This window comes from Streptomyces altiplanensis (assembly GCF_053591575.1).
On the sequence record NZ_JBSFUB010000159.1, the window covers coordinates 1 to 10,255 of the forward strand.

The window sequence follows — 10,255 nt, forward strand, 5'->3', positions numbered from 1 at the left end:
GCGGCGAGCGCCGCCAGCAGGGGCGCGGGCATGTCGAGCTCACCGAAGGTCTCGACCGCGGGCAGGGCCGGCGTGGTGCTGACCGGCAGGGCGAATTCCCCCTGGAGACCGGCCGGGCGGCGGCCGTAACCACCGGAACGGCTCGGAGCACCCTGACGGCCGGGGACCTGCGAGCGGAAGCCGCCACGGTTCGAGCCGTCGGTGCGGGTGCGGGAATAGCTGCCGTTGGAGCGGGCTGTGCGGTTCATACAGAACCTTCCTCGATGCGGCACGTATCAAGGAATTCCCGGCAGCGACGGAAAGTGCAGAGAATTACAGTAACGAGCCAAGAAAATACGACCCTGCCCCCGTTCCGGGAGAGGGAAATGTCCGCCCGTAATGTCGTGGGCACGGGCGAGCCCTCAAAAAGCAACGAGCTGGGGCCCGCACCCCAAGGTGCGGGCCCCAGCTACGTCGTACGCCTCAGCGTCAGGCGGGAACGATGTTCTCGGCCTGCGGGCCCTTCTGGCCCTGCGTGACGTCGAAGTTCACCTTCTGGCCTTCCTGGAGCTCACGGAAGCCCTGGGCGGCGATGTTCGAGTAGTGGGCGAAGACGTCGGCGCCGCCGCCCTCCTGCTCGATGAAGCCGAAGCCCTTTTCAGCGTTGAACCACTTCACGGTGCCAGTAGCCATGTCATATCTCCTTCGGGGCAGTGCCCAGGGGCCCGCACTGTGCGAGCCCCGAGTCGCCGCGATGATCGCCCCTCCGGAAAAAAGCACCGGAAATATAAAAGTGCGCCCGCCGACACGAACGGCAGGCAAGAACACTTGAAGTCTTCGGGAACCACAACTGCAACTGGCATTTACCGTAGCACGACTCAAGGATCGGAGCGCGGCAAGTAATATCGTTCGGCCGGGAAGCCCGTAAATCCTGGTCGCGCATTGCGCTAATTTCTGTTGCGGCGGTCACAGATATTAATTACGCCCGTCGGCCCGCGTCCGCCCTTCCGGTCCGGGGCCGGGAGACTCGTCCGCCTCCGCGCCGGCCTTGCGCAGTTCCTCGTTGAGGCGCAGGGCCTCTTCGAGCTGGTCTTCCAGGATGACGATGCGGCAGGCGGCCTCGATCGGCGTACCCGCGTCGACGAGTTCGCGGGCGCGGGCCGCGATGCGCAGCTGGTAGCGGGAGTAGCGGCGGTGACCGCCCTCGGAGCGCAACGGCGCGATGAGCCGGGCCTCACCGATGGCCCGCAGGAAGCCGGGGGTGGCGCCGATCATCTCGGCCGCCCGCCCCATGGTGTAGGCGGGATAGTCGTCGTCGTCGAGTCTGCTGTTGGTCTGCGGTGTGGTTTTTGGGGTCACTTGCACCTCTCACGGGACGCGTCGAGGGGCCCCGGTGCCGTGCAGCACCGGGGCCCGTAAGGGTTGAACACCATCTATCGGCGCTTGGCGCCGACTCTTGTTCTTCCGCATGTCCGCCGAAGAGGCCGGAGATGCGTGGATCGTGAATGCCTGACCGGGGACCACCTTCCAATCCGGGGCCTGCGGTACCTGAGCGAACTGGATCCTCGCTCAGGCGATCCTGATGGCGTCGACTCCTCTCTTGCTGATCGATCTGTCTTTCTTCACCGCTCCTCGTGCGGTTCCGCCGGCGGCCCTGGGACCGCCCGGCCCGGCAGTCAGCCATGAGACCTTCACGCACTTCCTGGCCTCAGGACTCCACTGCCGTGCCGTGTACTGCTCGCACCAGTTCGTCTTCGCCTCTGGTGCGCTGTGCTGACTTCGTCGGCTACATCAAAAACTCTAGCCACGGAGCGACCGGATGTCTACCTTCGCCACGACAGATTTCTCGACTGTGCGGCGAGAGCTATTCCAGCGCCTCCCGGGTCACGGCGGGAAGGAGGACAGCTCCTCGTCACGGCCGGAGGCGTACGTCCAGATCATGTGCCGCACGCGCGGTCTGTGGCCCGGCCGGGTCAGCGCGAGGGCCCGCGCCTCCAGCTCCTGGTCCACCTCGGTCCCCCGTTCCATGATCAAGCGAGGCACCCGTACGCCGTAGGGACATGCCCACCGGCCGCATCGCCTCGATGAACGCCTCGGCGCTCTCCCGGTCCGCCCGCCATTCGACGGTGACCAGAACGGGCCCGGTGTCCCGCCCCGGCATCGCGACATCGGGCACGTCCGGCCCAGACCTGGGCCGGGCGCACATCGACCGGGCCTGCGGGCATCGGCAGCGTCCGCCTGCCCACCAACGTGGTCACCAGGAGGCCGGCGGCCGACGTCACGAACGCGGTGCCCACGCCGAACCGGTCGGCGACGATGCCCCAGCCCACGCCGCCCAGCGCCTGCCCGCCCATGAAGACCAGCCGGTAACAGGCGAGTCCGCGGGTCCGGGCGCACGCGGGCAGCAGCACCTGCGCGGAGGCGGAAAGCGTCGACAGGACCGCCACCCAGGCCAGACCGGACCCGATCAGAGCGGCGGCGGCCACCGGCGCGGACGGCACCAGACCGCTCACCGCCATCGTCGCCGCGTAGACCACCATGGCGCCCATCAGCCACTGCGCCCCGACCGTCTGCGCCCCGACCGTCTGCGTCCAGGTGCCGTGTTGGCCGCCGGCTGGGCGATCCGCAGGGCCCGGAACACCGGCCGGCGCATGGGCGCCCACGCCGAAGGCTCCGGGCCCCGGTCCTGCGCGGACGACTGCTTCACCTGAACGCTCTCCTCGTCATCGGAATGACGGAACTGTCCGCGCCACCGGCTCATGCCTCCAGCTGGGGTTCCGCGGTCGTGGCCGTGGCGGGCACCCTGGTGCCGATGCTCCGGTAGCGGACGGGCAGGCCGGCCATCCGCTCGGGGGGCAGGCAGTTCTTGCCGTCGATGAGCAGGCGCGGCCCGGCGAGCCGCGCGGCCATCCGCGGCCAGTCCGCTTCGATCACCTGCGGCCATTCCGTGAGCAGGACGACGGCGTGCGCGCCGCTGAGCGCGTCGGACAGATCCGGTACGGCATCCGCGGCCGGGAAGAGCCTCGCGACGGCCATCGCGTCGGTGGCCGGGTCCCAGACCCGTACCCGGGCCGCTTCACCGAGAATCGCCGGGACGACGGTGCGGCTGGGAGCGGCCCGCAGATCGTCGCTCCACGGCTCGTAGCGCACGCCGAGCACGGCGATCGTCGCATCGTGCAGTGCGCCGCCGAGTTCGGTGCGCAGGATCTGCAGAACCAGGCCGGCCTGCGCGTCGTTGACGGCGATCGTCGCCCGCAGCAGGGGCGCCGGTATGCCCACACCGCTCGCCCAGTGGGCCAGGGCGGCCGTGTCCTTCGGCAGGCACGAGTCGCCGTACCCCAGGCCCGGCTGGAGGAAGGCGTGCCCGATGCGGGGATCGTAACCGACGCCCTGCATGACCTGGTCGACGTCGGTGTCGGGCCCGCAGCACATCCGGGCGATCTCGTTCGAGAAGCTGATCTTCATGGCGAGGAAGGCGTTGCTCGCGTACTTGATCATCTCGGCGCTGGTGGGGGTCGTCACGACCCACGGCCCGGTCACCCCCGCGTACAGCTCACGCAGCGCCCGCTCGCTGCCCTGACTCCAGGTGCCGACGACGACTCTGGCCGGGGCGGCCCAGTCCTCCAGGGCGCTTCCCTGGTTGAGGAATTCGGGGTTGTACGCGTAACGCTCGCGCAGCCACGGGCAAGTGTCGGCGAGTCTGCTGCTGGTGCCGGGCGGCACGGTCGACTTGAGCACCACCCGGGGAGGGGGCAGCAGGTTCCCGGCCTGTTCCAGCGCGGCTGTGACCTGGGACAGATCCGCGGACCCGTCGGACCGGGGCGGTGTGCCCACGGTGATCAGCACGGTGTCGAAGGGCGCCCGCCGGTGGCTCCCGGCAAGACCGTCGGTGAATCGCAGCCTCCCGGTGGCCAGCGCGGCCGCCAGCTGCTGGGGCAGTCCCGGTTCAAAGACCGGCGCCTCGCCCGCGTCCAGTGTGCGCAGCCGGCCGGGGTCCTGCTCGACGCCGGTGACGCTGTGCCCCTGCAGGGCCAGCGCGACCGCGCCCGTCAGTCCGACGTAACCCTGCCCGACGACTGCTACTCGCATCACCGACCACCTCCTCTGTGCGGCGGTGCGCCGACAGCCCGTGGAAGGCACCCGGACGGCGCCGGCGGCACGGGTCCGGAAGCGGGCCGGGAAGTGCGGGGCGCCACCGCGCCCCACCGCGGGAACCCCGGCAGGCGGGACCTGCCGGAGCTGAGCAGATGCTGCTGTGGCAGGTCCGGGAAAGGTCACTCCGGCCCGCTTCCCTCATAGCACCCCAACAGAGCGGTGATCGCATCCGGTGCACGGCGGCAGCGCGGGGGCCGCGCCCGCGGTCGGTCACGGGCGCGGTGTGCCCAGCCGGTGGTGCGGTCAGCCCCGGGCCAGGAACGCGCCGATTTCCTGGTGCAGCCGGACCGGCAGGCCGATGCCCCACCGTTGCGCCGCTTCGCCGGCCAGGTCGCGGCTCCACTGCCAGCTGCACTGTGCCGCTGTACGCACCGCCTCCTGGTGCGCGGGGGCGGTGGTGGCGGTGTAGCGGTCGCGGTCGGACACGGGCAGGTCGTCTTCGAGGGCCCGGCTGGGCGTGAGCCAGTGCGCCGTGGAGTCGCGCAGCAGTCGGCACAGCTGCAGTTGCTGCGGGGCGATGACGCTGTGCAGCAGGGCGTGGGCCCGGGCAATCTCGCCGCGGGCCAGCACGTGGGCGAGCATGAGGGTCCAGTTGGCGAGCTCGTCGGTGAGCTGCTGGGCCGTGGTGACCGGCTCGGGCGGCCGGAAGTCGGCGAGCCGGCGCGCTGCCGCGGTCAGGCGCCCGCTGCGGTCGAGCAGGACGGCGGCGCCGGGATCGGGCAGGTGCACCTGCCCGCGCCAGGAGGGGACTTCCTTGATGCCGGGGCCGGCGGGCTCCACGTGGAACTCCCCGCGCATGAGGTCGTCGAAGACGACGGCGAGGATGCCGTACATGTTGGTGTAGGCCAGCTTCAGCGGGGCCAGGCGCTCGATGAACTCGCGGCCGTCGAAGTCGTCGGCGTGGGCGTCCCGCACATAGAGGTACGCCTCGATGTCGGAGTAGGCGTCGGCCTCGCCGAGGGTCCACGACCCGTACAGCAGTACACCGTCCAGCCGCTGGTCCGACCGGGCGATCTCACGCAGCCGCTCGATGCGGCGGTCCAGGGCGGGGGCGGGCGAAATGCGGGGCATGGGTCTGGTCTCTCCTGAGGTCGCGCGAAGGCATGGCATACGGACGGGGCCCGGCAGGTGCTGCCGGGCGGCTGGTCTCGGACCGAGTTCGCGTGCTCAGGAAACGCCCATGCGCGCATGGTACGAGCTTCGCGGCGTCGGCGGCGGGGCATTCATGCGCTGTGAAAGGCACACGTCTGGAGTTCGACGGCTGGATCGCCGGTCTCGGAACCTCCTCCGGCACCCGGGTGGTGCTCGGGCACTGGATCCGGTCGCCGTTCGGTCCGTTCAGCGACGTCATGCTCGAACGGGCCGACGGCGAACGTCTCCTCCTCGCACCGACCCGGCCGATCGGCGACTTCGTCGCCGGCGTGTACACGTTTGACCAGGTGCGGGTCGTACCGGTGACGGTGAGCGTGGAAGGTACGTCCTGGGCTGTCGGAGCCGGGCCGCTGGAGCTGCGCTTCACGGTGGGCGCGCGGGGCCCTCTGGGGCTGCTGCTGCGGGCGGTGCCCCGGCCGCTCGCCGCCCGGCCCGCGTGGGCGGCGCTGGTGGACTTTCCCGCCCGGCTGCTGCCCGGCGTCCGGACCCGGGGCAGCTCGGGCCCCGGCCGCCGGGGGTGGTACGGCGCGCTGGATCTCCGGCCGGTCACCGCCGCCTCGGCCGCCTTCGGGGGAAACGGTCTCGGTCCGCTCGCCCCGGTCGATCCCCCCGTGCGCTTCGGGTTCGGTTCAGTCCCCCGGTCCCCCGCCCTCACGCGCGTCGTCACCACAGTGGAGCTGCGCGGGGGCCGGAACGGCCCCTGATGACGAGGACGGACGCGCGCCGGCGACCGCTTCGGGCCGGGTACGCGCCCGGGTCCGCGGGGGCCTGCGAACCGGGTCGGCGGCGGGGCTGCGGCGGCGCCGGTCCCGGGCCGCCCGGGCGCGGCCGGTGGCGGCGTACCACTGCATCGCCAGCGCGGCGCCGAGCGCGGCTTCGACCAGGTCGCCGCCGTAGTACATCAGTTGGGCGCCGGTGCGCAGGTCGGCCTCGGTGAAGGCGGTGCCGGGCGGGGGCGCGGCGTAGAGGGTCTTGGCGAGGACGGCGTGGGCCGCACCGGCGGCCAGCAGGGCGGCGCCGCGCCAGGGCAGGCTCCAGCGGCGGCGCAGCGGGTCGAGCCGGCAGACGGCGAAGGTGAACAGCAGCCCGGCGGCCAGGACGTGGAAGTGGACTGCGGCACGCAGCAGGGGACGGTCGTGGGCGGCGGCGAACAGCGGGGTGCGGTAGAGGACCCACAGGCCCCCGACGTCCAGCAGGGCCGCCAGCGGCGGGAAGACCAGCCAGGCGGCGGGCCGGGAGTGCGCCGCCGCCAGCAGGCCGCGGCGGGCGGGCCCCGGAGGCAGGGTGCGCAGGACGAGAGTGAGAGGGCGGGCGAGGACCAGCAGCAGAGGGGCGGCCATGGCGGCGACGAGGTGCTGGGCCATGTGGGCGGTGAACGCTCCGCCCGGCGGCGTGGCCGTGGCGGCCGCGGCCAGGGCGGTACCGCCGGCGGCGAAGGACGCGTCCCGCCGGAGGGGCCAGGCGTCTCCGCGGCGGCGCAGGCGGGCGGTGGCCGTCAGGTAGGCGGCGACGGCCAGTACCGCGCCTGCCGCGGCGAGCAGCTGGGCCGGTCCGGGGTCCGTGCCGGCCAGGGCGGGGTGGGTGTGAGCCGGTGTCACCCGGCCACCCGCCCGCTGGGCGCCTGGCGCGCCGCACGGACGGCCAGGGCCCCGCCGACGGCCAGGAGGACCAGGGCGGCGCCGTTCCAGGCCAGGTCGTAGGGGGTGACGTCGACGCCGTAGCGGATCTGGTGCAGGCGCAGCAGCTTGTGGTCGACGACACCGTCGAAGAGCTGGAAGGCCCCCATGCCCAGGACCAGTCCGGCCCGGGCGTGCGCCGGGGCGAGCGTGCGGCGGCGGCGCAGGTCGGCGTACAGGGCGAACCCGGCGATCAGTCCCAGCAGTTCGGCGGTGTGCAGCAGACCGTCCGAGAGCAGTCCCACGGACGACGTGGAACGGTCGTAGAAATGGTGCCAGGCCAGGATCTGGTGGAAGACGATCTCATCGACGGCGGCCATGAGCGCGGCGCCGATCAGCGCGCAGACGGCCATCGACCGGCGGGGCTGGGGGCGGGCGTCGGGCACGGCGGGCCGGACCGGTTCGCTCATGGGCTCTGCTGCCTTCCTGGCGGTGGTGGCGCCTGCCTTCCTGGCGGTGGTGGCGCCGGGACCTGCGGGCACCGGGCGATGCGGCGGAGTGCTCCGGGAGCCGTCCCGGGTGCCCCGAACGCCGGGCGGGTGCGCCGGGGCCTGCGGCCGCGCCGGATGCGCCAGGCCGTGGGGCCGGGCCGAAGCCGCTGCCCCGGCGCGTTCGGACGGAGAGGGAGCTGCCGGAGGGGCAGCTACGGCGCCGGCGGGCCGGCTCAGGCCTTGGTGGCCTTGCCGACGAGAGTGCTGTAGGCCAGCTGCATGGCGTCCGCTGCCGCCAGGGCGGTGAGCGCGCCCGCCGCTGTCCTGGTCGCCCGCGGCCAGAGCAGCTGGGACGCGGTCAGTGTGGTGACCACCCACACGCTCAGGCAGAACGGACAGGTGACGAGCTCACCGACCGCTTCCTTGCGCCCGCCCCCTCGGCTCTTCTCGCTCAGCTCTGCCGGGCCCGCCGACCCCTCGAACTCGGTGAACGGGGCGCGCAGCGGACTGGTCACCGATCCCTTGCTCAACAACCTGCTCAGCCGGAACGTGGCCGCAGAGATCAGAAACAGGTCCCAGGGATCGGGGCGGCTGGGCAACGGCCGGCCCGAGCGGCGGACCAGAGTCGCCCACCCGGCCGTGTAGGCGCTGAACGCGGCCAGTGAAGCGGCGTAGCCGGGGAGCGGGCGCTCCTCCCCGGCCGAGTAGTTGTGGCGCTCACGGCGCAGGACGCTCCTGAGCAGCCGCACCCCGCCACCGAGACCGGTTTCATGACCCATGTTTTTCGCCTTCCGTTCAGCCGGGTCCGTGCGAAGCCGCCGGGAAGGGGCAGCCAGCGTGGTCTGTACCCGGAGCGGGATCTCTTATGATCATTTTTCGGTGTGACACCTAGGTGGCCGGGTACCCAGTCTGCTCATCGCAACTCACGTGCCGATCCGTGCCGGGCGGGGACCGCGGCGGACCGCGCCGGAGCCCTGTGGCCGGTGTACGCAGCGCTGCGGAGGCCGCGCCGGGCGCGGGCCGTGCCCACCCGAGCAGGACGAGCGAGCACACCGCCGCGAACACACACCGGGCGGAGACGGATTCCAGCCGCCGCAGCGCCGCGCGCATCACCGCCCCGAGGGCGACCGGGGAGCCGACGACGGCAAGGTGCCGGCCCGCGACGAGCAGCGCCGGATGCGGCAGGCCGAGTACGCAGCCGGGCGTGCGACGGAACCGGACTTCACCGGGGCAACGGTACGGCTCTCCCGGTCGGCGCCTCCGGTGCCCGGCGCCAGCGTTCGGGTGAGGCGGTCAGCAGGCGGGTGCTTCCCGGGCCGGGCAGGTGATGGGGCACGGCGACCCGGGGTACTCGCAACCGCATGATGAAACGCGCACTGTGGCAGGGCCTGGTCGCCGGAGCGGTCGGCACGGTGGTGATGACCGTGGGCGAGAAGGCGGAGCAGCGTCTGACCGGCCGGCCCGACTCCTACGTCCCGGCACGCACTCTGGAACGCCTGACCGGTATGGCCGAGCGGCCCGGCCGCCAGCCGGATCCGGTCAACTGGGCCATGCACTTCGGCCAAGGAGCGCTCCTCGGCGTGCTCCGCTCGGTCATGGCGCACGCCGGGCTGCGCGGGCCGTTGCCGTCGGCGATGTTCGCAGTGGTCCGGCTGACCAACGACCAGATCCTCGAGAACGCCACGGGGGTGGGCGCCCCGCCCCAGACCTGGCCCCGTTCGGAACTGGTGGTGGACCTGCTGCACAAGACGGTCTACGCCTTCGCCACCGGGGCCGTGGCCGACGCCCTGGCCGCCCGCTCCGGCCCGGGGCCCGGGCAGCGCCACGCCATGATGCGTCCGGGCCGCCGCGCTCATGCCGGACCGCCGCCCCGCGACGACACCTACAGCCGGTGAACCGGTCCCCCGGGCGGAGACCGGAACGGGGGTGAGCGATGGTCTCGTACGGAGCGGAGCAGCGCCTTCGGCTGCGGGTGCTGCGGGCCGACTGGCTGGACCAGGCGTTCGTGCACTGGCCGTACCGGCCCGCCGACGTTCAGGCGTTGCTGCCCGGCGGACTGAGAGCGGACACGTACGGCGGCACGGCCTGGGTCACTCTCACGCCGTTCCTGATGGCCGACGTACGCCCGGCGGGAGTCCCGTCTTCCGTCCCTGCCCTCGGCGGCTTCCTGGAGACGAACCTGCGGACCTACGTCCGGGGCCCCGACGGACGCCAGGCGTTGTGGTTCCTGACGATCGAGGTGTCCTGCCCGGCCATGCTGGCCGCGAGGGCCGTGGGGGCGCCGTACCACCAGGGGTCGCTGAGTCTGCGACGCGACGGCGGGACCTTTTCCTACTCCGGTGCACGCCGGGGCGGCGGAGGTTCGTACCGCCTGACCGTGCGGCGCGGTGCGCCGGTCACGCCGTCGGAGCGCGACGTATGGCTGACCACCCGGTGGCACGCCTTCACGCGCCGTGCCGGACTGGTCTGGGACACCCCGGTGGAGCACGCACCGTGGCCGCTGCACACCGGCACGGTCGAGGATCTGGCGCAGTCGCTGACGACGGCGGTGGGCCTGCCCGCGCCCTCCCACGCCCCGCTGGTGCACTTCTCACCGGGTGTGAGGCGGGTGCGCATCGGGCCTTCGCGGCCGCGGTGGCGCGACACCGGCCCCGCCCGCGGGACGCCGCGGAACTGACCGCCCGAAGGCGCGGCCGGCCCGCTCCCGCCCGGCCCGGCCGGTCACGGCGTGGTGCCCTGGGCGGTCACCAGGTCGGTCAGCGCCCGGAAGCCGCCTTCGGCGAGTGCGCGGCGTTGCTGGTCGGCGGGGGTGCCCTGCCGCAGCAGGCGATGGTCCGGCTGTGGCTGTGGCGCCGAAGCCAG

The 10,255-nt window shown here is 72.7% G+C and carries 13 protein-coding genes and 1 pseudogene; 3 read left to right on the forward strand and 11 right to left on the reverse strand.

Annotated features, from left to right (window positions below; translation table 11 throughout):
• The 7 genes and pseudogenes from ACWD0Y_RS34765 to ACWD0Y_RS34795 form a co-directional block, all read right to left on the reverse strand.
• A pseudogene (locus ACWD0Y_RS34765) lies at nucleotides 1-248 on the reverse strand (DEAD/DEAH box helicase); the annotation flags it as partial.
• A 220-nt stretch (nucleotides 249-468) separates the two neighbouring features.
• Nucleotides 469-672, reverse strand: coding sequence for a cold-shock protein (locus ACWD0Y_RS34770; RefSeq protein WP_006604711.1), 204 nt, complete (start codon nucleotides 670-672; stop codon nucleotides 469-471).
• Nucleotides 673-954: 282 nt separating this feature from the next.
• Nucleotides 955-1,272 (reverse strand): MerR family transcriptional regulator, encoded by a 318-nt coding sequence (locus ACWD0Y_RS34775; protein WP_450264269.1) that lies wholly within the window; start codon nucleotides 1,270-1,272, stop codon nucleotides 955-957.
• Between the two features lie 591 nt (nucleotides 1,273-1,863).
• The gene (locus ACWD0Y_RS34780; protein ID WP_450264259.1) at nucleotides 1,864-2,007 is read right to left on the reverse strand and encodes a hypothetical protein; all 144 of its coding nucleotides are present in this window, start codon (nucleotides 2,005-2,007) and stop codon (nucleotides 1,864-1,866) included.
• 2 nt (nucleotides 2,008-2,009) lie between these two features.
• Complete coding sequence (locus tag ACWD0Y_RS34785) at nucleotides 2,010-2,528, reverse strand: MFS transporter (RefSeq protein WP_450264260.1); 519 nt, start codon at nucleotides 2,526-2,528, stop codon at nucleotides 2,010-2,012.
• Between the two features lie 208 nt (nucleotides 2,529-2,736).
• Entirely contained in the window at nucleotides 2,737-4,068 is a 1,332-nt protein-coding gene (locus ACWD0Y_RS34790; protein WP_450264261.1) for a UDP-glucose dehydrogenase family protein, read from the reverse strand.
• Nucleotides 4,069-4,377: 309 nt separating this feature from the next.
• Entirely contained in the window at nucleotides 4,378-5,205 is an 828-nt protein-coding gene (locus ACWD0Y_RS34795) for a nucleotidyltransferase domain-containing protein (RefSeq protein WP_450264262.1), read from the reverse strand.
• A gap of 161 nt (nucleotides 5,206-5,366) precedes the next feature.
• Between ACWD0Y_RS34795 and ACWD0Y_RS34800 the strand changes: the two genes are divergently transcribed.
• The gene (locus tag ACWD0Y_RS34800) at nucleotides 5,367-5,990 is read left to right on the forward strand and encodes a hypothetical protein (protein WP_450264263.1); all 624 of its coding nucleotides are present in this window, start codon (nucleotides 5,367-5,369) and stop codon (nucleotides 5,988-5,990) included.
• Here ACWD0Y_RS34800 and ACWD0Y_RS34805 read toward each other — a convergent pair.
• The 4 genes from ACWD0Y_RS34805 to ACWD0Y_RS34820 form a co-directional block, all read right to left on the reverse strand.
• Nucleotides 5,916-6,884 (reverse strand): cytochrome c oxidase assembly protein, encoded by a 969-nt coding sequence (locus ACWD0Y_RS34805; RefSeq protein ID WP_450264264.1) that lies wholly within the window; start codon nucleotides 6,882-6,884, stop codon nucleotides 5,916-5,918. The genes ACWD0Y_RS34800 and ACWD0Y_RS34805 overlap by 75 nt on opposite strands.
• Entirely contained in the window at nucleotides 6,881-7,372 is a 492-nt protein-coding gene (locus ACWD0Y_RS34810) for a DUF2243 domain-containing protein (RefSeq protein ID WP_450264265.1), read from the reverse strand. Before ACWD0Y_RS34810 ends, ACWD0Y_RS34805 begins: the two co-directional genes overlap by 4 nt.
• A gap of 254 nt (nucleotides 7,373-7,626) precedes the next feature.
• Nucleotides 7,627-8,172 (reverse strand): DUF1360 domain-containing protein, encoded by a 546-nt coding sequence (locus ACWD0Y_RS34815; protein WP_450264266.1) that lies wholly within the window; start codon nucleotides 8,170-8,172, stop codon nucleotides 7,627-7,629.
• A gap of 109 nt (nucleotides 8,173-8,281) precedes the next feature.
• Nucleotides 8,282-8,578 (reverse strand): DUF6629 family protein, encoded by a 297-nt coding sequence (locus tag ACWD0Y_RS34820; protein WP_450264270.1) that lies wholly within the window; start codon nucleotides 8,576-8,578, stop codon nucleotides 8,282-8,284.
• A 176-nt stretch (nucleotides 8,579-8,754) separates the two neighbouring features.
• Here ACWD0Y_RS34820 and ACWD0Y_RS34825 point away from each other — a divergent pair, with 176 nt between their 5' ends.
• Together ACWD0Y_RS34825 and ACWD0Y_RS34830 are read left to right on the forward strand one after the other, a co-directional pair.
• Nucleotides 8,755-9,288, forward strand: a complete 534-nt coding sequence (locus ACWD0Y_RS34825; protein ID WP_450264267.1) for a hypothetical protein — start codon at nucleotides 8,755-8,757, stop codon at nucleotides 9,286-9,288.
• Nucleotides 9,289-9,326: 38 nt separating this feature from the next.
• Nucleotides 9,327-10,070 carry a YqjF family protein gene (locus ACWD0Y_RS34830; RefSeq protein WP_450264268.1) on the forward strand — a complete coding sequence of 248 codons (744 nt, stop codon included), beginning with the start codon at nucleotides 9,327-9,329 and terminating at the stop codon, nucleotides 10,068-10,070.
• Nucleotides 10,071-10,255 lie beyond the last annotated feature (185 nt).

Excerpts from the sequence above, each read along its gene's own strand:
- ACWD0Y_RS34795 (WP_450264262.1), bottom strand. The coding sequence starts at position 5,205 with ATGCCCCGCATTTCGCCCGCCCCCGCCCTGGACCGCCGCATCGAGCGG.
- ACWD0Y_RS34780 (WP_450264259.1), bottom strand. The coding sequence starts at position 2,007 with ATGGAACGGGGGACCGAGGTGGACCAGGAGCTGGAGGCGCGGGCCCTC.
- ACWD0Y_RS34810 (WP_450264265.1), bottom strand. The coding sequence starts at position 7,372 with ATGAGCGAACCGGTCCGGCCCGCCGTGCCCGACGCCCGCCCCCAGCCC.
- ACWD0Y_RS34825 (WP_450264267.1), top strand. The coding sequence starts at position 8,755 with ATGATGAAACGCGCACTGTGGCAGGGCCTGGTCGCCGGAGCGGTCGGC.
- ACWD0Y_RS34775 (WP_450264269.1), bottom strand. The coding sequence starts at position 1,272 with ATGGGGCGGGCGGCCGAGATGATCGGCGCCACCCCCGGCTTCCTGCGG.
- ACWD0Y_RS34770 (WP_006604711.1), bottom strand. The coding sequence starts at position 672 with ATGGCTACTGGCACCGTGAAGTGGTTCAACGCTGAAAAGGGCTTCGGC.
- ACWD0Y_RS34785 (WP_450264260.1), bottom strand. The coding sequence starts at position 2,528 with ATGGGCGCCATGGTGGTCTACGCGGCGACGATGGCGGTGAGCGGTCTG.
- ACWD0Y_RS34790 (WP_450264261.1), bottom strand. The coding sequence starts at position 4,068 with ATGCGAGTAGCAGTCGTCGGGCAGGGTTACGTCGGACTGACGGGCGCG.
- ACWD0Y_RS34815 (WP_450264266.1), bottom strand. The coding sequence starts at position 8,172 with ATGGGTCATGAAACCGGTCTCGGTGGCGGGGTGCGGCTGCTCAGGAGC.
- ACWD0Y_RS34830 (WP_450264268.1), top strand. The coding sequence starts at position 9,327 with ATGGTCTCGTACGGAGCGGAGCAGCGCCTTCGGCTGCGGGTGCTGCGG.